Annotated in this window: 16 protein-coding genes and 1 other annotated feature; of the genes, 4 read left to right on the forward strand and 12 right to left on the reverse strand. The window is 59.7% G+C overall.

Annotated elements, in window-relative coordinates; genetic code table 11:
- Position 1: 1 nt before the first annotated feature.
- Complete coding sequence (gene cax, locus ACFPB1_RS11855) at positions 2 to 1,063, forward strand: calcium/proton exchanger (protein WP_379225371.1); 1,062 nt, start codon at positions 2 to 4, stop codon at positions 1,061 to 1,063.
- Between the two features lie 119 nt (positions 1,064 to 1,182).
- Here cax and ACFPB1_RS11860 read toward each other — a convergent pair whose 3' ends face one another.
- The 4 genes from ACFPB1_RS11860 to ACFPB1_RS11875 all read right to left on the reverse strand — a co-directional run bounded on the left by ACFPB1_RS11860 (position 1,183) and on the right by ACFPB1_RS11875 (position 3,849).
- On the reverse strand, positions 1,183 to 1,464 hold the full coding sequence (locus tag ACFPB1_RS11860; protein WP_379225373.1) for a DUF1507 family protein: 282 nt from the start codon (positions 1,462 to 1,464) through the stop codon (positions 1,183 to 1,185).
- Positions 1,465 to 1,604: 140 nt separating this feature from the next.
- Positions 1,605 to 1,844 carry an HPr family phosphocarrier protein gene (locus ACFPB1_RS11865; RefSeq protein WP_379225375.1) on the reverse strand — a complete coding sequence of 80 codons (240 nt, stop codon included), beginning with the start codon at positions 1,842 to 1,844 and terminating at the stop codon, positions 1,605 to 1,607.
- Between the two features lie 76 nt (positions 1,845 to 1,920).
- Positions 1,921 to 3,036, reverse strand: a complete 1,116-nt coding sequence (locus ACFPB1_RS11870; protein ID WP_379225377.1) for an aminopeptidase — start codon at positions 3,034 to 3,036, stop codon at positions 1,921 to 1,923.
- Positions 3,037 to 3,126: 90 nt separating this feature from the next.
- A complete protein-coding gene (locus ACFPB1_RS11875; RefSeq protein WP_379225379.1) occupies positions 3,127 to 3,849 on the reverse strand; it encodes a hypothetical protein in 723 nt (240 codons plus the stop codon).
- 482 nt (positions 3,850 to 4,331) lie between these two features.
- Between ACFPB1_RS11875 and rpsD the strand changes: the two genes are divergently transcribed.
- The gene (rpsD, locus tag ACFPB1_RS11880; protein ID WP_379225381.1) at positions 4,332 to 4,931 is read left to right on the forward strand and encodes a 30S ribosomal protein S4; all 600 of its coding nucleotides are present in this window, start codon (positions 4,332 to 4,334) and stop codon (positions 4,929 to 4,931) included.
- Positions 4,932 to 5,055: 124 nt separating this feature from the next.
- Here rpsD and ACFPB1_RS11885 read toward each other — a convergent pair whose 3' ends face one another.
- A complete protein-coding gene (locus tag ACFPB1_RS11885) occupies positions 5,056 to 6,159 on the reverse strand; it encodes a glycoside hydrolase family 172 protein (protein ID WP_379225384.1) in 1,104 nt (367 codons plus the stop codon).
- Positions 6,160 to 6,279: 120 nt separating this feature from the next.
- Between ACFPB1_RS11885 and ACFPB1_RS11890 the strand changes: the two genes are divergently transcribed.
- On the forward strand, positions 6,280 to 7,158 hold the full coding sequence (locus ACFPB1_RS11890; protein WP_379225386.1) for an AraC family transcriptional regulator: 879 nt from the start codon (positions 6,280 to 6,282) through the stop codon (positions 7,156 to 7,158).
- Positions 7,159 to 7,456: 298 nt separating this feature from the next.
- On the opposite strand, the gene ACFPB1_RS11895 is transcribed toward ACFPB1_RS11890, so the two are convergent.
- From ACFPB1_RS11895 to tyrS, 6 genes are all read right to left on the reverse strand, one after another.
- Positions 7,457 to 8,575: a DUF4185 domain-containing protein gene (locus ACFPB1_RS11895; protein WP_379225389.1), complete on the reverse strand. Its 1,119-nt coding sequence runs from the start codon at positions 8,573 to 8,575 to the stop codon at positions 7,457 to 7,459.
- A gap of 401 nt (positions 8,576 to 8,976) precedes the next feature.
- A complete protein-coding gene (locus ACFPB1_RS11900) occupies positions 8,977 to 9,810 on the reverse strand; it encodes a phytanoyl-CoA dioxygenase family protein (protein ID WP_379225391.1) in 834 nt (277 codons plus the stop codon).
- Between the two features lie 132 nt (positions 9,811 to 9,942).
- Entirely contained in the window at positions 9,943 to 10,716 is a 774-nt protein-coding gene (locus ACFPB1_RS11905; protein ID WP_379225393.1) for a helix-turn-helix domain-containing protein, read from the reverse strand.
- A 254-nt stretch (positions 10,717 to 10,970) separates the two neighbouring features.
- Positions 10,971 to 12,539, reverse strand: coding sequence for a flotillin family protein (locus ACFPB1_RS11910; protein WP_379225395.1), 1,569 nt, complete (start codon positions 12,537 to 12,539; stop codon positions 10,971 to 10,973).
- Positions 12,540 to 12,570: 31 nt separating this feature from the next.
- Positions 12,571 to 13,098 carry an NfeD family protein gene (locus ACFPB1_RS11915; protein ID WP_379225398.1) on the reverse strand — a complete coding sequence of 176 codons (528 nt, stop codon included), beginning with the start codon at positions 13,096 to 13,098 and terminating at the stop codon, positions 12,571 to 12,573.
- Positions 13,099 to 13,309: 211 nt separating this feature from the next.
- Positions 13,310 to 14,566, reverse strand: coding sequence for a tyrosine--tRNA ligase (gene tyrS / locus ACFPB1_RS11920; RefSeq protein ID WP_379225400.1), 1,257 nt, complete (start codon positions 14,564 to 14,566; stop codon positions 13,310 to 13,312).
- Between the two features lie 49 nt (positions 14,567 to 14,615).
- Positions 14,616 to 14,901 (reverse strand) — a binding site (T-box leader).
- Positions 14,902 to 15,084: 183 nt separating this feature from the next.
- Here tyrS and ACFPB1_RS11925 point away from each other — a divergent pair.
- The gene (locus tag ACFPB1_RS11925) at positions 15,085 to 18,210 is read left to right on the forward strand and encodes a transglycosylase domain-containing protein (protein WP_379225402.1); all 3,126 of its coding nucleotides are present in this window, start codon (positions 15,085 to 15,087) and stop codon (positions 18,208 to 18,210) included.
- Between the two features lie 83 nt (positions 18,211 to 18,293).
- Here the strand turns inward: ACFPB1_RS11925 and acsA are convergent, their stop codons facing one another.
- On the reverse strand, positions 18,294 to 20,018 hold the full coding sequence (gene acsA, locus ACFPB1_RS11930; RefSeq protein ID WP_379225404.1) for an acetate--CoA ligase: 1,725 nt from the start codon (positions 20,016 to 20,018) through the stop codon (positions 18,294 to 18,296).
- Between the last annotated feature and the right edge of the window lie 131 nt (positions 20,019 to 20,149).

Genomic DNA, 20,149 nt, shown 5'->3' on the forward strand with positions numbered 1-20,149 from the left:
ATTGAATCAAAAACTGTTTTTCCTGCTGCTCGCCTGTCTGTTCGTCCTTAGCGGGGTCGCCCATTACGCCCACTTCGGAACCATCGCGGAATTCGTCATCTCCGCCATCGCGATTCTGTTCGTGGCCGGCTTCCTGGGGAAAGCGACCGAAAGCGTCGCGCACTACGCCGGACAACGGCTCGGCGGATTTCTAAACGCCACGTTCGGCAACGCGGCCGAGCTGATCATCGCGATCTTCCTGGTGCGCGCGGGCTTGTTCGACATGGTGAAAGCGAGCATCACCGGCTCCATCATCGGCAACCTGCTGCTCGTTCTCGGAGCCAGCGTACTGCTCGGCGGTCTGAAATACAAAGAACAGCGGTTCAACGTGCAGCTGGCGAGCCATAACTCGTCCCTGATGATTCTAGCGGTCATCGCGCTCGCCATTCCGGCGATCTTCATCCCCACGCAGCACTTCTCCGCGCACAAGTCGGAGCTGCTCAGCTTGACCATCGCCGTCATCTTGATCGTCGCCTACGTGCTGTGGCTGATCTTCTCGATGATCACGCATAAGGACGTGCTCGCGGACGTCGAGGAGACCACGCCGGATCACGGCGAAGAGCCGGCCTGGTCGAAAACGACGTCGGTGCTGTTCCTCGTCCTGGCGACCGTCATGACGGCGTTCGTCAGCGAATGGCTCGTCAGCACGCTGCACACGTTCACGGCGAAGTTCGGCTTCTCCGAGGTGTTCATCGGGGCGTTCCTGATCGCCATCGTCGGCAACGCGGCGGAGCACAGCGCGGCCGTCATTCTCGCCATGAAGAACAAAATCGGCGCCGCTGTCGAAATCGCCGTCGGCAGCAGCCTGCAAATCGCCCTGTTCGTGGCGCCGGTACTGATCCTGATCAGCACGTTCTTCGGCCCGACGATGGACATCGTCTTCAGCCCGATCGAGCTTGCCGCCATCGCGGTCTCCGTCTTCATCGCCAAGTCGATCTCCAAGGACGGGACGACCAATTGGTACGAGGGATCGCTGCTGATCTTCGTCTACGTCATCCTCGGCATTTCGTTCTACCTGATCTGAGGCGTGACGCCGCAATCAACGCCGAAAAGACGTTCCGGAACCTGTCCGGAGCGTCTTTTCGGTATGCGATAATTTGCCCTCCGGCCCATGACAAAAAAAAGCAGCTGCGAAAAGCGCGGCTACTTCTCCAACGCTTCGTACAGCTGCGCCAAATTCCGTTCCAGCTTGCTGATGATCTCCTTGCCGGCCGCTTCGGCTACGAGCCCCGCGCGAATGGCGAAATCGATCTCTCTGGAAAAGCCATATATTTGAGTATCCAGCACTTCTTCGTAGAGCGGACATTGTCTCGTCGTCAAATTTTCCATTTGCACTTCGATCAGCTTCTCGATTTTCGTGGCATCCTCGTGAAGGAGGTTCAGCGCTTTTTGATGCAAATGAATGAGAACATCGGATGAAGACATCGTAACCCTCCTTGTCCATCTAGCTATATCGTCTTTATCCTTTATATTAGTCGAAATCGGCGCATAGTACAAGGATCAAACAAACAAGCGCCTCACCGATTATTCAGTGAAGCGCTTACCTTGTCTCTCAGAACGAAACGCTATTCGATGACCGAGACGTTCAGGTTATGTTTCGCGAAAACTTCGGACATCGCCGCTTTGGCTTCTTCTGCATCCGGACCGTGGACGTGCAGTTCATAGGAGTGTCCGCCGACCAATGTCGTGAAGAGACCGAGGATACTTTTAACGTCGATGTATTTATTCTCGGCTTGAAGAACGATCGACGAACGGAATTTATTGGCCGTTTGGGAAATGTCTACGATTGCCGCGTTATTGGACATAGGAATCCCTCCATATTTTAGTACTGCGCTAGCTTCACTCATCATAACCCGATTTCCCTATTCCTTCAAGGGCCTATCACTTTAAATTTTCGGGATTCAGGCTCAGCAGCTCGGGCAGCACGAACAGGCCGTCCTTGCGGATCAGCACGTCGTCGAAATAGATCTCGCCCCCGCCGTATTCGGGCCGCTGGATGAGCACGAGATCCCAGTGAACGGCGGAACGGTTGCCGTTGTCCGCGTCTTCATAGGCTTGCCCCGGCGTGAAGTGCAGGCTCCCCGCGATCTTCTCGTCGAACAGCGTATCCTTCATCGGGTGCAGGATGTACGGATTGAAGCCCAGGCTGAATTCGCCGATGTAGCGGGCGCCTTCGTCCGTGTCGAGCACTTCGTTCAGCTTGTCCGTCTCGTTGCTCGTCGCTTCGACGATTTTTCCATCCTTGAACGTGAACGAGATGTTGTCGAACGTGATACCGGAGTAGACCGACGGCGTGTTGTACGTGATCGTACCTTGCACGGATTCGCGGATCGGGCAGGAGTACAGCTCCCCGTCCGGAATGTTCTTCTCGCCGGCGCACTTGATCGAACCGATGCCTTTGATCGAGAACGTCAGGTCCGTCCCCGGCGCCGTGATGCGCACGCGGTCCGTCCGGTCCATCAGCTCGCGGAGCGGCTCCATCGCCTTGTCCATCTTGCCGTAGTCGAGATTGCACACGTCGAAATAAAAATCCTCGAACGCTTCCGTGCTCGTGTTGGCCAGCTGGGCCATCGCGTCGTTCGGGTAGCGCAGGATGACCCATTTGGTGTGCTTCACGCGCCGCTCCGAATGGATCGGATGCCGGTAGTACTTGTCGTACAGCCGCATTTTGTCGCTCGGCACGTCCGCGAGCGCGTTGACGTTCTCGCCGGAACGGATCGCGATATAGCCCTGCATTGCCTCCATCCGCTTCAGGTCGAAGGACGCCGATAGCTTGATTTGCTCTTCGGTCGCGTTCATCAGCATCGCCCGCAGCACCGACCGGTCGCTCGTCTCGACGAACGGACGGCCGCCGCGCTTCGCGACTTCCTCGACGAGGCATTTGGCCAAGTCGCGTTCGGAGCCGATCATGTCGATCAGGACGTTATCGCCGGGCTGCACGTTGATGGAATGGCTGACGAGATTTTGCGCCAGCTTTCGGATTCTTGGATCCTGCATGTTTCATTACCTCCATGATTCGATCGTTACGGAATTAATCCTATCACGTTTGGCGGCACGATGCACGAACGCGGCTCTCCGCCCCGCTCATCACGGCCGCTTGAAGGTGATCCGCGTCGTCCGGCTTTCCCGCGCCGGCTTGCCGTCCGCTGTGAAGCGGAACTCGGTCCGCTCTTCCAGCGAAAGCGGCAGCAGCTTCTTGCGGTCGATGACCAGCGTGCTGCTGGACCGCACCGACAGGGTCGACAGCATCCCCTCAAATTGCTTCCGGGAACGGTCGAGCTCGCGGGTCCACGCCTCCTGCAGCGCGGACGGCTTGGTCAGCCTGCGCGTCCCGGCGCCCGGCGCGTCGGCAGCCGAGCTCGCCGGGACCTTCTTCGCCAGCATCGCGAATTCGCCTCTCAGCCGGTTCGCCCATACGTTCGCGGCTTTCGCCGGATCGGCCGTAATGCGCAGCACGGTCCGCTTCCCGTTCGACGCTTCGGGCACGATCGCCGCGCTCGCCGCCGTGCGCTCGACATCGTTCAGGAGCCGCAGCGGATGGATGCCGACCGGCATCGCCTCCGTCCCGCCTTCCGCCCGTACGGACACTTGGTCGTGGTTCAGCACCGTTCCGCTGAAGGCGGCGAAGCGGTCCGCCGTCTCGCTCCCCGCGCCGATCGCGGTGTCTCCACTGAACGCGTACCGGTCGACGCCCGACAAGCCCGACACGGACAACGACAGCAACTCCTTCGGCGGCCGGTTCGCGTCGTGCGCGCAGCCGGACAACGCCAGCGCCAAGCCGCACGCGATCCCGCCTATGGCTTTATTCATTTTCCAGCTCATCGCGTCCATTCACCATCCTTCATGCTTAGCTCGCAAGCCTCCCGGATAGCGTCTGTCTCCCGATTCTTCTTTATGTACGCCGCTGAAAAAACGGCGCGCGCACCCCGATATGTCGTAAACCTATTTATTAATGGCTGACTCTACGACTCACTATACCGGAAAACTAGCTGCCTAACACTAGTAATGACGCGTGTTAATAGGACATTGGTTTCGGTTTATGATGATGCTGTTGATGACGCTTACATGCACGCGGCAACTTTGAACGACTTGACAAAATGCCATGATTTTATATAATATCTTATAGTTGAATACATGGGAGCGGTTTTGTGTCACCCTCAAGAGGCTGTCCCGGTCAGGCCTGCGGCTGAACATGCCCGATCGGACTTTGCTGCCCGGCAGCGAAGCGCGGACAGTACTCGGCGAAACACCCATTTTCAAACATTCCATTTGAAGAAGGAGTTTTACGACACATGTCAAGATATACAGGCCCTAAATTCAAACTCTCCCGCCGCCTCGGCATCTCCCTGAGCGGTACGGGCAAAGAACTGAAACGCGCGTTCCCTCCAGGTCAACATGGTCCTAACCAACGCAAAAAAATGAGCGGCTACGGCATTCAGCTGCAAGAAAAACAAAAACTGCGCCACATGTACGGCGTAAACGAAAAGCAATTCCGCAACCTGTTCGACAAAGCGTCGAAAATGAAAGGTATCTCCGGCGAAAACTTCATGGCGCTGCTTGAAAGCCGTCTGGACAACCTCGTATACCGTCTTGGTTTCGCGAACTCCCGCGCAGGCGCGCGCCAGCTCGTGTCCCACGGTCACGTAACGGTCAACGGCAAAAAAGTCGACATCGCTTCGTACACGGTTTCGATCGGCGACGTCATCGGCCTGCGCGAGCGCAGCCGCGCCCTGAAATCGATCAAAGAAGCACTGGAAGGCCGCAACTTCCTGCCGAACTATCTGGAATTCAACGATGCTGCCGTCGAAGGCAAATACGTTCGTCTTCCGGAGCGCGCGGAGCTTCCGCAAGAGATCGACGAGAAGCAAATCGTCGAGTTCTACAGCCGTTAATAAGCAAGAGGTCCAAAGCGAAAGCTTTGGACCTCTTTTTTTGCGCGCCGAGCCAGCGGGAACAATAGAAGCGCCAGTATAAGCATCAGCCGGCCTAGACGCGTTCGCGTCGTCGGCCTGCCGCTTAACGCGGCCATCTCCGGTTGGCCGGCGGTAGCGCGGGGAACGGCGCATGCGGTTCCATTTGGTACCAGTATGCGACCGAGGCCACGTCGTCCGAGCGTTCGAACAGCTGCGTATGGTCGTGGCCGATTTGTTGGATCGTGACGCGGAGATCGCGCTCGAACCGGATCGGGTCGGGCAGATGCCAGCGGTACATGCCGTGCATCGGCACGTCGTGGCCGTACCAGGCGTCGATCTCGGTCGTTTCCTTATAGAACCGATAGCCCAAATACGGCGTGGAGTAGGATTCCGGCTCGTTCGTCTTCATATTGTTGAAGCACCAGGCGCCCCCGACGTAATCCTCGACGCCGGTGCCGCAGATGGTCGGCCATTCGTCGTCGCCGTCCATGTAGAACTTGATCTCGCCTTCGCCCCACCAGTTCCGCTCGAGGGCGGCCCAGGCCAGGTACGTGCCGATATATTGGCCTTCGCCTTTGACGTTATCGAGGATCGTGTAATCCTTGCCGCGCTCGGTGACGGCTTCCCGCCGCCATTGCGCGTGGAAGTACGCCGTGTTCTCGGGCAGCTCGTCCACGAGCGTATAGTTGAACGCGTAGAAGAAGCCGCCGATGTCGACAGCGTGCTGGTTGACGATCGTGATCTTGGCGGACTTCCGGAACGGCATTGGTATGTAGCAGTTCATGCCGCCGGTCGGCACGACGCAGATCGGCAGCGAGCTCACGTTGGCGCGAACCCCGAAGCCGTTGCAGAAGAAGTCGCCGAGCGGCACGTCGACCGACGGCTCCGCCTCGTCGTCCCAGTACATGCGCAGGACGAGATCGCGCAGCACGAATTGGCCCGCATGCCCCTTCCCCGTCTTGTCCGTCACCGTGATCCAGATATGCTGGATGATGCCGGTGCCCTGCACCTCGGCGAGCGTGACCTCTTCGCCCTGCTTCAGCGTGATGGCCGGCCGGCCTTTGCGGCCGATTCCCAAATGGTTCGTTTCCTTGCCGCCCTGCCCTTTTTCGCCGTTCGGATTTTCCGCCGTAATCGACCGCGTACGCGCTTTTGTAACGAGCGGCGCGGAGGACAGCCCCAAGCCCAGTCCGTATTGTTGCAGCATTGACCGATCACCTCATGTATCAATTATTGTGCAATCCCAAACTTATTATATAATGGGAGACAGGGATATTCGTTAGCGTTTATTGTTGAGTTGTTTATCTATTATTGCGGGGGTATCGCCATGGAAGTCGAGAAGCTCTCCCCTTATGTCCGCGTCGCGATCGACAGCATCCTCGATCCGTCGTGGATGCTGTCGGAACGGGTGATTTGGGATTACGAGCTGCTGTACCTGATGGAAGGAGAGGTTGAGGTCACGGTGGAAGACGAGGTGCTGCACGGGCAAGCCGGGGATTTCTTCTTCTTCAAGCCAGGGCAGCGGCATGCCATCCGCATCGTCGGTGAGGCGCGCATTCGCCAGCCCCACGTGCATTTCGACCTGACCGAACGGCCCGACAGCCGGGAAGTCGGCGTCTCCTTCAAGCCGCTCGCGCACATGAACGCGAAGGAACGCGGCTGGTTCCGGACGAACGAACTCGACGACCGCCTCTATTACATCCCGTCGCGCTTCCGTCCCGCCGACCCGCTTCCGCTGGAGCGAAGCTTGTTCGAGGTCATCCGCGAGTTCGCCGCCAAACCGCCCTTCTACGAGCTGCGGCTGAAAAGCGCCATGCTGGCCATCTTGGCTCACATCATGCGCGAGCATTATTGGGGGAACACGATGACGAGCGGCGGCCAGCTGGAGCGACTGTCGGAGGTGCGCGCCTACCTGGACGACAACGCGCACCGGAGCGTACAGCTGGACGAGCTCGCGGAGAGGTTCCACATCAGCAAGTTTCATTTGATCTATCTGTTCAAAAAGGGGTTTCAGATGACGCCGATCCAATATCACCAGAAGATCCGGATCGAGAAGGCGAAGACGATGATCCGGTATACGTACCTGTCCATCCAGGAAATCGCGGATCAGCTCGGCTATTCGACGATCCATGCGTTCAGCCGGGCGTTCAAAGCCAGCGCCGGCTGCAGTCCGTCGGGCTACCGGGACGCGGCGGCGTCCGATTGAGGCGGCCCGCAAGCAGCTGCTGAACGCCGCGCCGCGTCCGTACAGCTATCGGCATGAAGAAAGGGAGCGCTGCGAAAGCCGTCCGGCCTTACGCAAGCCCCCTTTATTCCGGATCCGGCCCCACAAGCCGAAGCCAACGGTACGACCGGCTCCGCGATATACTAAATGGTATTGTTGTCCACCATCATGAAGTATCCTCTGTGCCCTTGATCAAGAACGTTATGAACGAACGATTAAGCTATTTAAACGCCGGTAGCGCTTAAACCGGATGGAAGATCAATTCAATTTGAATCCGCTTTTATTTTTGCAAGTCGGCTTTGAACCAGAAGACGTTGTACGGGTTCCACAGGGACAGCGTGAAATAAATCGTTTTGCCGCCGTCCGCCGTATAGCGGTCGTTCATGAACGGGGCGTACAGCCCCGGCTGCTCCGAGGCCGTGACGAGATCAATTGCGTCCCCCCAAGGTCCCCACGGCGCCAATCCCTCCCGGATGACGACCCCCTGTCCTTCCTTGAGATACGTCATCAGCCAGCGCTCGAGGTACGGGTTCCATACGACGGACAGCTCGCCGACCGTATCGTCGACCACCGTCTTCGCCTCCGCGGCCGCTTCGCTCCAGACCGGCGCCCCGTCCTCGTCGCTGCCCGCGTAATAACGGTATGCCTCAGGCTTCTCAATGTCCGCTTCGGGGACTTTCATCAGCTGAACGCCGCCGAACCGCCCGGAAGGGATGCCCCAGAAGTAAATGTCCGCGGCATCGTCGTCCGTTGCCACGCGGTACGGGCTGATTTGGATGAAATTGCTGTCGCCTGGCCATTGCAGGCCGTCCAACGGCGTCCAGGTTCGGCCTTCGTCCGCCGACTTGGCGACGCCGGCGTAATTGGCATCCCACTTGCCGGGATCGCCCCAATGGTTGACCGACATGTAGTACAAGAACATCGCGTCGTTCGCCGACAGCCCATGCGTCGGAATCGTCGTCATCTCGTCGTAATCGGTCTTCTTGGACGGCAGCAGCTCCTTGGCGAGTCCGGTATCGTCCTCGATCATGCCATCCAGCGTAATCCCGTCCGCGGGATCGTCGTCCGTCGTATATCCGATCGTATTAGAGCGCCAGAAGCTCCCTCCCCCGCCGATCTGATACGGGGCGCGTTCGCCGAACGTATCGCCGAATACGAAATACGTCCGGTCGCCGGCGTTGAACATCGAGCCGAGGTCCGTGCCGAAGACGCCGAACCGCTCCGTCTTGTTCGGCGACTCCGCGCCCGTGAGCTGCGCGATCTGCTTCACGCCCGATACGCCTTTCAGCAGAAACGATTTCCCTTCGCCGCCTAGCATCGGATTCGATTCGCCGCCGTCCGCGCAGCCCGCCGCGGCGAGCAGGAGCGCCGCGGCCGCGAACGCGGCTATACCGTTCATAGACTTCAATGCGCCTCCCCCTTTCCTGGCTATCCATGGCGGGCACTCCTTTGCCGGATAGTCGTTTTTCGATTCGATCATGTGCCATCGATGCTACAGCAGGTAAGCGTCTCGCTTATCTATTGTAATCGCTTTCAATTATGCGTTGAAACAAGACGTCTTCGTCCTCTTCCCCAGCGACGCCGCTCGCGCACGGTTGCATCAGGTCTGCCGCTTCCCGTTACGATTCCGATTCACGCAAAACCAAGGGAACCAACCATATGTAATCGATTACTTGCCGTTCACAAATTCATCGTACCGGATGACAATGTCCGTCAACTCTTTTTCTCGCCTTTTTTCGCAAGCCGGCCCCGAGCCGTCTAGGGACTCCAAACGGCTCGGGGCCATGCGCCCGCTTCTTCTTACCGCACCAGCTCGGGCTGATGCTCCTTCAGCCAGACGCGCAGCGGCACGTCGGCATCCGTCGGCGAATAGTGGCCGTTGCAGTTCACGCCCGCGCCGAGCAGCTGCCGGCGGATCGGATCGCTCTTCTCCCACAAATGCTGCACGGTCATATCGTCCTTCGTCCGGATCCAGCGGTAGCCGTACCCGTAGAACAGCACCTTGCGCTGCAGGTTCGACCAGTTCGGCGTGCCCGCGTGCCACAGCCGGCGGTCGAAGAACACCGCCGTCCCCGGCTTCACGCATACCGGAATCGCGCCCTCGGGTTGGCCATGGCGGTCGGCCGGGAGCTGGAGATGATCATTCAGGTGGCTGCCCGGAACGATCCAAAAATTGCCCCGGTCCGGCTCGGACACATCCGACAGGAAATACGCGACCTTCAGCGACAAGCGCGGGCGCGGGTGGGACTCCATCTCCTGGTTGACGCGCCCGCTGTCCTGATGCCAGCCGAACGTATTGTCGTTCTTCGCCTGTCCGTTCGGCGGCGTCGCGATCATATGGGCATGGTACAGATAGATGTTCCAGCCGAGAATGCCCCATACCTTCGGGAGCACCTTCTCGTAATCGACGAGGTTCAGGAACACATTGTGATCGGGTATGAAATTTGGATAAAACAGCGCCGTCTTCGGGTCATGACCCGCCTTCAGCTTGTCTTCGTAGATCCGGTCGAATTCCACCGTCAGCGCGGCGACCTGCTCCGGCGACAGCGCGTCCTCGATGATCAGATAACCGGTTTCCTCAAACGTTTTTCGTTCTTCCTCGGTCAATGCGTACTGCAAGCAAGACGTATTCATCGACATCGCCTCCATACAGAGTAATTACCGCATGTCTTAATCATACGGGGCCAAAGCGCGGCATTCGATTAACGATCCGGTTTTCTTTTGCACGATTCAACGATTTCGGTGAGAGCGCTGACATTTCGTCGGTCAATCCGTCCGTCCCTTCAGGAACGCCGTGGGCGAACAGCCCGTCAGCTTCTTAAATACCCGGTTGAAGTACGCCTGGTCGCAGAATCCGGTCTCTTCCGCGATGACGCTGATCGGCGTCATCTTGTCGAACATCAGCTCCTTCGCCTTGGATATCCGCACATGGTGCAAATATTCGATCGGCGACTGTCCCGTGACCGATTTGAACACGTGCGACACGTGATTCGGCGTTCTTCCCGTATACGCGGCGAGGTCGCTCAGCGTCACCGCTTCTTTGTAATGGTCGAGCATGTAGCGCTTGATGTCCTCCGCCATGTCGGTCTTTTTAGCCGGCAGCTTCCACTTGTCCCGCTCGTAATTCAGAATGCCGAGCAGCTCGAGCAGCACGGCGTAGCAGGCGGTCTCCGAGTACGGCCCCCGCATGAGCCAGTGATGCTTCAGCAGCAGGAAGCGCTGCTTGAAATATTCGAAGCCGGAGATCGCCGTCTTGCAGAAGCGCTCCTCCCGCAGCACGGGCAGCAGCGCCCGGTCGTGCGGCTCTAGCGTGAAATGCGTCGCGTACCGCTGATGCTCCTCCATCGAAGCGCCGCCCCGCACGGTGCCGGCCGGCATGAAGAGCACGTCGCCCTTCTGCAGGAACACGGTCTCGTCATTCACGTAGTACATGATCTTCCCCCGCGTCACGACGAGCAGGATGTTGTACTGCGTCGGCTGCTGGCCCATTTCCCATTTCCCGTGAAAATCCTTGACGTAGCACGTATGCATCTTGATCATGGCCGCCATCTCCTTCGATTGCCGCATGCCGTATGTATTCGCCGCGAAGCCGCGCGGTTCCTGTCGCGAGCGGCAGCTTGGGCGCAATCGCGGGCCGCCCAGGCGCCCGCCCGGCCGCGGGCGGAAACGCGAAACGGCCCGCCCCTTAAGGGACGAGCCGCTATGAGCAATACGCGCCGAATAGTTCGCGGCTGCGCAAATCGGTGCCGCGCGGACTAGCGCCGCTTCGGTCTCGGCGGCTCCGGCACAGCCGGTTAAGCCAAGCCGCCTCCGGCTGACGAATCGGCCTTCGGAGTCGGCGCCGGCCCCGGCAGTTCAGCTCCCGCCGCCGCAGCCGCCGCTCCCGCGACGGCAGCGCCGGTCGCGGCAGCCGACGCGCTGCGCGTCGTCAATCCGCGGATGAGCTCGTTCAAGTCGAGACCGGAGACGCTCTTCAGCATTTCCGGGGCCGTCGCCATCAGCGACGTGACGTAGTTGCTGACGCGCGCCGCGCCTTCGCCGTGGCCCGTGTCGACGACGGTCAGCTTGTCGATCGCGGCGATCGGATCCGCCACCTTGCCGGCGAGCTCCGGCAGCATCTTCACGACGATGTCGAGCACGGCCGCTTCGCCGAACAGCTCGAACGCCCGGGCGAGCTTCTCCTTCGCCTCGGCCTCCGCCAAGCCGCGAAGCCGGATGACGTCCGCCTCGGCCGTCCCTTTCGCCCGCTCCGCATCCGCGATCGCGAGGCCTTCCAGCCGCTTCTGCTCCGCGTTCGCCTTCGCTTCCGTTTCGATCTTGTACTGCGCGGCGTCGGCTTCGCGCATGCGCCGCGCCTTATCCGCCTCGGCCGCCTGTTCGACGGCGTACCGGTCGGCGTCGGCCTTCTTCTTCACTTCCGCGTCGTACTGCTTCTCGCGGCGGAGGATTTCCTTGGCTTCGAGGTCGATCTCCCGTTCCTTGCGGACGAGCTCCACCTGCATCTGCTCCTCGACGACGTGCTGCTTCGCGCGGGCTTCCTGGATGGCGTACGCCTGATCGGCCTCGGCTTTGGCGGAATCCTGGTCCTTCTTGAAGGAAGCCACCTTCAGCTCCTTGTCCTTCGCCGCTTCCGCGATGTTCGTGTCGCGCAGCAGCTCGGCCTTCAAGCCTTCTTCCTCCGCGCGCGCCTTCTGAATCCGCGAATCCCGCACCGCCTCGGCTTCGGCGATGTCAGCGTCCCGCTTGACCGCAGCAATGCGCGGCTTGCCGAGCGCGTCGAGATAGCCGTGCTTGTCGCGCAGATCCTTGATCGTGAAGGAGACGATCTGCAGCCCCATCTTCTTCAAATCGCGCGCCGCGACGCCCTGCACCTCTTGCGCGAACTTATCGCGGTTCCGGTACACTTCCTCGACGGTCATCGAGCCGAGGATCGCGCGCAAATGACCCTCCAGCACCTCTTGCGCCTCGCTCTTGAGCGATTCCGTCGGCTTGCCGAGGAATTGTTCCGCGGCGGTCGACACGTCCTCGACGGAACCGCCGATCTTAATGATCGCGACGCCATCGGCCATGACGGGCACGCCCTGCTCCGTGTACACCTCCGGCGTCGACACGTCGAGCTTGTGCGACAGCAGCGACAGGAAGTCCGCCTTCTGGAAGATCGGCAGGATGAACGCGCCGCCGCCGCGGACGATTTTGCTTTTGCGGCCCGACTCGTCTTCGGAGACATTGCGGCTGCCCAAGAACGAGCCGTTCACGATCATCGCCTGGTCCGGCCCCACCGTCCGGTATCTTGCCCAAAACGCCAAGCCCAGCACAATCAATATGCCGACCACGATAGCCGGAATAACTAAATAATCTGGCATGTACGATTCCCCTCTCTACATTCATCTCCGGTTACAGCTCAAGCTTGGATACGAGCAGCGTGTGCGCGTCGAGCCCGACGATCACGACCCGCTCGCCGGACGCGATCTCGACGCCGTCGAAGCTGGCCGCGGTATGATTTGTCAAGCCCGCGCCCGCCTTGACCGTCACCTCGCCGAACCCTTTGGCCGGGATCGGCACGAGCACTTCGCCGATCATGCCGGTCAATTCTTTCATGGAATAGCCCGTCGAATTCTCGCTTCGTTCCATCGGCCGGATATACAGCCAATAGATCCCGATTGCCGCCGCGACCGCGCAAAGCAGCGCGAGCAGGACGACCGCCACCGTTCCGAACGGAGTATGGCGCGCGAGCAGCAGCCCTGCTCCCCCGAACACGGCGATGCCCCCGACGATCGCCGTTGGTTGCAGGACGGGATGGCCGTCCAACGACAAAAAGTCGAGCATGCCGTCGAGCGCCAGGCTGAGCCAGTCGCCGAGCACGACGCTGACGATCGCGAACAAGGCGCCGCCGATGAGACAACCGAGAAATAATCCTTCCATGCCCTCCCTCCTATCCGAAGAAACCCATAATTTTGAATTCCATCCGTTATTTCTTACGCGCTTCGCACCGAATAAGTTTCGCAAAGCGATTGCCGAAAGCTTCGACAATTGTCGATTCGCGTCCCCGGCGCGCCTCTCCGGCCGTCCGCGCCCCGCAAAAAAAGCTTACCGTGCGCAAAACGCCGCACGATAAGCTTATGGCCGGTCATCCTTAGCGGAGAACCAATTTCGCGAACTTCCGCTTGCCGACTTGGACGATATCTCCGTCGGCCACCGCGACTTCCGCGGACCAATCCTCGATTCTCTCCTCGTTGATCCGTACCGCGCCCTGCTGCACGCTCCGCTTCGCTTCGCTGGTGGACGCCTGCAGGCCGATCGAGGTGAGCAGCTTCAGGACGCCGATGCGCCCGTCCTGCAGGTCGGACGCCGCAACCTCCGCCTCCCGGATGTCGTCCGGCAGCGCGCGCTTCTGGAACACGGTGACGAAATGCTGCTCCGCCGCCGCGGCCGCCTCCTCGCCGTGGTACATGCGCACGAACGTGCGGGCGAGCGCCATCTTCGCGTCCCGCGGGTGCCTGCTGCCGTCAGCGAGCCCTTCGCGCAGCGCCTGCAGCTCCTCGTTGGTCATATCCGTCGCCAGCTCGTAGTATTTCAGCATAAGCTCGTCCGGAATGGACATCGACTTGCCGTAGATTTCGTTCGGCTCTTCGTCGATGCCGATGTAGTTGCCGAGGCTCTTGCTCATCTTGTTCACGCCGTCCAAGCCTTCGATAAGAGGCGTCATGATGGCGGCCTGCTGCGCCTTGCCGTATTCCTTCTGCAGCGTGCGCCCCATCAGCAGGTTGAACTTCTGGTCGGTGCCGCCGAGCTCCACGTCGCTCTCGAGCGCCACGGAATCATAGCCCTGCATGAGCGGGTAGAAAAATTCGTGGATGCTGATCGGTTGGCCCGTCGTGTAGCGCTTCGTGAAATCATCGCGCTCCAGCATGCGGGCGACCGTCACTTTGGCCGACAGCGTTACGACGTCCGCGAAACTCATCGGCCCGAGCCATTCGGAATTGTAGTAGACCGTCGTCTTGGCCGGATCGAGCAGCTTGTAAATCTGCTTCTGGTACGTCTCGGCGTTGCGCTTCACGTCCTCCTCGCTCAGCTGCTTGCGCGTCTCCGACTTGCCCGTGGGGTCGCCGATGCGGCCCGTGAAATCGCCGATGATCAGCTGCACGTCGTGGCCCAGCTGCTGAAACTGCCGCAGCTTGTGAAGTACGACCGTGTGGCCGACGTGAATGTCCGGCGCCGACGGATCGAGCCCCAGCTTGACTTTGAGCGGTTTGCCGGTCGCCACGGCGTTCGCGACCTTTGCTTTCAATTCATCCTCCGGCACGATCTCGACGACGCCCCGCCGGATAACTTCCATTTGCCGTTCGACTTCCTGCTGCTGCGCAGCGGTTAATGCTTCCCATTTTACCATCGCGTTCGACGCTCCCGTCCGTATCAAAATAAAAAAATCCTTCGCGTCCTCAAGGGACGAGAAGGATTTGCTCGCGGTACCACCCTCGTTAGAACCGTTCGGGCCCGCCAAGATGCGCGGACGGCGAGAATACGGCTCTCACTTCATTTCATAACGGAGATCATCCGGATACAGACTACTGGCGAACGTCCCTGCCTAAGGACAGAAGATCGTTCCGGTTCGTCCAATCAGCTCGAGGCGGTAATTCGAATTGCGGCGCGTACCGGTTCGCACCTCCCACCGGTTCTCTGATATCGTCGTCCCGCAGCTCTACTGAAGCCTGTCAACGCATTGCGATATGCGATTTTCTTGTTTTCCTTTATACCACAACGCCCGGTTCGAAGTCAATGGACGCGCGGTATTTGCCTTCAAATCGGGGAAATTGGCGGAGAATGGACAATTTCGCCGGCCCGGAACTCCAACTCGGCTTGGGAATTATGCTATAATAAGGCTGTTAATCGGAGGAGGCTCAGCATTGTATGGATCAAGACCGTCAACAGAAACCGAAAAGCTACAGCAAATGGCGGACCTTTGGCATCGTGACGTTCGTAACGATTAAATGGCTTTTTATCTTCGGATTATTAATCGGACTGTTCGCGGGCGCCGCGGTCGCCGGCTACGTGGCCTCTTTCGTCAAGGACGAGCCCGTCCGTTCGCGCGCGGAAATCGAAGCGAAAATCGATGAAAACGCCGTCACCGGCTTCGTGTATTTTAACGACGGACAAACCCCCGTCGGCCAGCTCCGGACGGAAGAGGACCGGCGGCTCGTCAAGCGAAACGAGATCCCGCCGCAGGTCGTCAACGCCGTGCTCGCCACGGAAGACAACAACTTCTATAAGCATATCGGTGTCGATTTTAACGGCCTGGCCCGCGCGGTCAAGCAGAAGCTGCTGAACGAGGACACGCAGACCGGCGGCAGCACGCTGACCCAGCAGCTCGCCCGGCAGGTGTTCCTGACGCTCGACAAGACGGACAGCCGGAAAGCCAAGGAAATTTTCCTGGCGCTCCGCCTCGAGCGGTTCATGACGAAGGACGAGATTCTGACCGCTTACTTGAACAAGGTGCAGTTCGGCACCAGCAACAGCGGCTACAACCTGTACGGCATCAAAGCCGCGGCCAAAGGCATCTTCAACATCACGGACCTGAACAAGCTCAACATCGCGCAGGCCGCGTACCTGGCTGGTTTGCCGCAGCGTCCTTCGGCGTATACGGCGTTCACGAGCAAAGGGAAATTCAATCCCCAGGGCTTCAAGCTCGCGATGGACCGCCAGCACATCGTGCTCCGGCGGATGCTGGAAACCGGACGGATCAGCCAGGAGCAATACGACGAAGCGATGAGCTTCGACATCGAGAAATCGCTGGCGAAGCCGACGGAGAAGGCGTACTCGACGTTCCCGTTCCTCATGCTGGAATCCGAGCGCCAAGCATCGGAGCTGCTGCTGCTCGCGGAGAATCCGAACTTGAAGCCGGAGGACGTCAACAAGAAAGAGAACGCCCAGCTGCTGGAGGAAGCGCACGAGCATCTGCTCCGCGGCGGCTACCATATCTACACGACGATTGACAAAAAAGTGTATAACGCCATGCACAAGGTCGGATCGGATCCGAACAATTTCGGAGGCGACAGCAAGGAGAAAGGCCTGGAGCAGACGGGCGCCGTCATGCTCGACCACAAGACCGGCGCAATCCTCGGCATGCTGGAAGGCCGCGACTTCTATACGGAACAGCTGAACCACGCGACCCAGATGACCCGGCAGCCCGGCTCCACCATGAAGCCGATCGCTGCTTACTTGCCGGCCATCGAGAAAGGCATCATCCAGCCGGCAAGCGTCATCGACGATTCGCCGATCGTCATGAAGGACGGTCAGAAGGGCTTCCATATTCCGATGAACGTCACGAACAAATTCTATGGCCTCGTGACGGCACGGGACGCGCTCAACCGATCGCTGAATATCCCGGCGCTTAAAATTTTCAACGACCTCGTGACCATTCCTGAGGCTTGGAAATTCGCGAGAAAGCTCGGCATCACGACGATCAAGCCGGAAGATGACTACGCCCAGACGGGCGTCATCGGCGGCCTGAGCATCGGAGTATCCGTCGAAGAGCTGACGAACGCCTACGGCGCGATTGCCGATAAAGGCGAGTTCAACGACGCGTACATGATCAGCAAAATCACCGACGCGAACGGCAAGGTCGTCTACCAGCACGAGGACAAGCCGCTCCGCGTCTTCTCGGAACAGACCGCGTTCCTGATGACGGACATGATGCGGACGGTCATATCCGACCCTTCCGGATCCGGACATAAAATTATGTCGTACTTCAACAATTACGGCAAAATTCCGGTCGTCGGAAAAACCGGCTCCACCCAAAGCTACGGAGACGTCTGGTTCATGGGCTTCACGCCGGACATTACACTCGGCGTCTGGGTCGGCTACGAGAAACAGAAATACACGCTGTCCAAGCCGGAGCGGGAGCGGGCGCGGATCATCTGGTCGGATATCATGAACGAAGTCACGGCCACGCGGCCCGAATTGTTCCCGACGAAGGAGTTCACGATGCCGTCTGGCATCGTCAAGGCGACCGTCTCCAGCCTGAGCGGCAAGCTGCCGACGGACCTGACGCGCAGCGGGGGCAAGCTGGTCACCGACTGGTTCAACTCGAAGTTCCTGCCGAAGGAGCCAGACGACGCGCTCGTCAAGATGGCCGTCATCTCCTACAACGGCATCAACTACATTCCAAAGCCGACCACGCCTTCGGACATGATCAAGGAGCAGCTCGTAGTGAAGCGGCAGAAGCCGCTCGACGAGCTCATGAAGGAAATCGAGGCCGCGCAGGCGAAGCTGCCGGCGGACAGCCGCAGGCCAATGAGCGCCTACGTGCCCGCGGACGCAGGCCGCGACGCCCCATCCCTGGTCGATCCGCGGGTCGACGACGGCCGGGCGCCGAGCGCGCCGTCCAACCTGGGCATCGAGACGGCATCCTTCGGCGGCGCGTACCGGATTACGTTCAAGGCTTCTCCGGAACGCGACGTCGTCGGCTACCGTCTGTATCGTTCCGTGAACGGCGGCGTGTTCGCGAACATGAACAATCCGGTACTCACAGGACAAGAGTCACGCTTCGTCAACTATATCGGCGCGCCTGGCGTCTACGCGTATTACGTCACGGCCGTCGACGTAGCCGGCAAGGAATCCGCGCCGAGCGCGATCGTGAATTCCAGCGGCGGCATCGTACCGCCGCCGAATCAAGGGTCGTCCTCACAGACGAACGAGGGCTCGACCGGCGACATCATTGGACTGCCGACCGACGACGGCGGCCTGCTGGGCTCAAATCCCGGTCTCGCGCCTCCGTCCGCGCCGATTCATATCGCCGTCGATGGCACGGCGATCGGCATCAAGCTGACCTGGTCGGACAATGCGACGTCCGAGCAGGTCACGGGCTATAACGTATACTACAGCACCACGAGCAGCGGCACGTTCAAGAAGATCGGCTCCACGAACGAAGCGCGCTTCGAATACGTCTCGCCGCTCACGAGCGGGTACTTCCGGGTGACGGCCGTCAACGGCGCCGGCGAATCGCCCCCTTCGGCCTCGGCCGCCATTCAACCTTAAGCAAGTAAGCGTACACGCAAAAAACCTTCCGACGCGAAAGCATCGGAAGGTTTTTTTGTGCCTCGGCCAGAGCCGGGCGATCATTAATCTTCGATAGTGGACAGGTCGCCGGTCGGCAGGTTCAGCTCCCACGCCTTCAATACGCGGCGCATGATTTTGCCGCTGCGCGTCTTCGGCAGCTTGTCTTTGAATTCGATCTCGCGCGGTGCCGCATGCGCCGAGAGGCCTTCTTTCACAAACTTGGTAATGTCGGCCTTCAGTTCGTCCGACGCCGTATAGCCTTCGCGCAGCGCCACGAACGCCTTGATGATCTCGCCGCGCATCGGGTCCGGCTTGCCGATGACGCCGGCTTCCGCGACCGCGGGATGCTCCACGAGCTTGCTCTCGACCTCAAACGGCCCGACACGTTCGCCGGCCGTATTAATGACGTCGTCGATCCGGCCTTGGAACCAGAAGTAGCCGTCCTCGTCCCGGTAAGCGGAGTCACCGGAGATGTACCAGCCCGGAATGCGGAAATATTCCTCGTACTTCGCGGGGTTGTTCCAAACCTTGCGCATCATGGACGGCCAAGGCGTGCGGATCGCGAGGTTGCCCATGCGGTAAGGCGGCAGCTCGTTGCCCGCGTCGTCGATGATGGCCGCTTGGACGCCCGGAATCGACTTGCCCATAGAGCCCGGCTTGATCTCCATGCTCGGGTAGTTGCAGATCAGCTGTCCGCCCGTCTCCGTCATCCACCACGTGTCGTGAATGCGCTGCTTATACACTTTCATCCCCCAGCGTACGACCTCCGGATTGAGCGGCTCGCCGACGCTCAGCACGTGGCGCAGGCTGGACAGATCGAATTGCCCGACGACGTCGTCGCCGGCGCCCATCAGCATGCGGAACGCCGTCGGCGCGCTGTACCACACCGTCACCTTGTAGCGCTCGATCGTCTTGTACCAGTCCTGCGGGCTGAAGCGGCCGCCGCGGATAACGTTCGTCGCCCCGTTCAGCCAAGGCGCGAAGATGCCGTACGACGTGCCCGTGACCCAGCCCGGGTCGGCCGTGCACCAGTAAATATCGTCCGGCTGCAGATCCAGCACGATCCGGCCGGTGAAATAGTGTTGAATCATGGCGTTCTGAACGTGGAAAATGCCCTTCGGCTTGCCCGTGGAGCCCGACGTATAATGAAGAATGAGTCCGTCCTCGCGTCCGAGCCATTCAATCTCGGCGTCTTCGGAAGCGGCGGCCATCTCGGCCTTGTAATCGACGATGCCGTCCGCGGCTTGTACATCGTCCCCGAAGACGATGACATGCTTCAGGTCCGGCAGCTCGTTCCGCGGAATACGCGACAGCAGCGCCGGCGTCGTGACGATCGCGGTCGCGCTGCTGTCCAGCAGCCGGTCCCTGACGGCCGTCTCCATGAACGCTTCGAAGAGCGGCCCGACGACGGCACCGACCTTCAGCGCGCCCAGCAGGCTGAAGTACAGCTCCGGCGTGCGCGGCATGAAGATGAAGACGCGCTCCCCTTTGCCGATGCCCAGCCCGCGAAGCACGTTGGCGAACCGGTTCGACTGCTTCGCCATGTCCGCGAAGGTATACGATTCGTCCCTTGCGATATCGCTATAGTAGAGCGCGATCTTCTCGCCCCGCCCCGCTTCGACGTGACGGTCGATCGCTTCGTAGGCCATGTTGACCTTGCCCGTGGCGTTCCAGGAAAACTGCGGTTCAAGTTGTTCGAAGCTAAAGGCTGCGTAGGTTTCATCATAGCTTGCCATGTTGGAGCCGGACGCCGTTGCCGGAATCCGTTCTTGATGCGTATTGCTCATTTTTCATCATCCTCCTGCCCATAGTAAAACCGTATTCCTATCTCTCTGCCGTCGAACCCGTATACGCTTACAAACGATCGCATTACGTTTACCCGAATACGCTTACATATTATAGCATGATTTTTGCCGCC

Source organism: Paenibacillus sp. GCM10023250 (genome assembly GCF_042653205.1).
In the GTDB taxonomy this organism is placed as follows: domain Bacteria; phylum Bacillota; class Bacilli; order Paenibacillales; family Paenibacillaceae; genus Paenibacillus_Z.

Coding starts and splice junctions, on each gene's coding strand:
- ACFPB1_RS11860 (WP_379225373.1), bottom strand. CDS start 1,464: ATGTCTTCATCCGATGTTCTCATTCATTTGCATCAAAAAGCGCTGAAC.
- ACFPB1_RS11865 (WP_379225375.1), bottom strand. CDS start 1,844: ATGTCCAATAACGCGGCAATCGTAGACATTTCCCAAACGGCCAATAAA.
- ACFPB1_RS11870 (WP_379225377.1), bottom strand. CDS start 3,036: ATGCAGGATCCAAGAATCCGAAAGCTGGCGCAAAATCTCGTCAGCCAT.
- ACFPB1_RS11875 (WP_379225379.1), bottom strand. CDS start 3,849: ATGAATAAAGCCATAGGCGGGATCGCGTGCGGCTTGGCGCTGGCGTTG.
- rpsD (WP_379225381.1), top strand. CDS start 4,332: ATGTCAAGATATACAGGCCCTAAATTCAAACTCTCCCGCCGCCTCGGC.
- ACFPB1_RS11885 (WP_379225384.1), bottom strand. CDS start 6,159: ATGCTGCAACAATACGGACTGGGCTTGGGGCTGTCCTCCGCGCCGCTC.
- ACFPB1_RS11890 (WP_379225386.1), top strand. CDS start 6,280: ATGGAAGTCGAGAAGCTCTCCCCTTATGTCCGCGTCGCGATCGACAGC.
- ACFPB1_RS11895 (WP_379225389.1), bottom strand. CDS start 8,575: ATGAACGGTATAGCCGCGTTCGCGGCCGCGGCGCTCCTGCTCGCCGCG.
- ACFPB1_RS11900 (WP_379225391.1), bottom strand. CDS start 9,810: ATGAATACGTCTTGCTTGCAGTACGCATTGACCGAGGAAGAACGAAAA.
- ACFPB1_RS11905 (WP_379225393.1), bottom strand. CDS start 10,716: ATGATCAAGATGCATACGTGCTACGTCAAGGATTTTCACGGGAAATGG.
- ACFPB1_RS11910 (WP_379225395.1), bottom strand. CDS start 12,539: ATGCCAGATTATTTAGTTATTCCGGCTATCGTGGTCGGCATATTGATT.
- ACFPB1_RS11915 (WP_379225398.1), bottom strand. CDS start 13,098: ATGGAAGGATTATTTCTCGGTTGTCTCATCGGCGGCGCCTTGTTCGCG.
- tyrS (WP_379225400.1), bottom strand. CDS start 14,566: ATGGTAAAATGGGAAGCATTAACCGCTGCGCAGCAGCAGGAAGTCGAA.
- ACFPB1_RS11925 (WP_379225402.1), top strand. CDS start 15,085: ATGGATCAAGACCGTCAACAGAAACCGAAAAGCTACAGCAAATGGCGG.
- acsA (WP_379225404.1), bottom strand. CDS start 20,018: ATGAGCAATACGCATCAAGAACGGATTCCGGCAACGGCGTCCGGCTCC.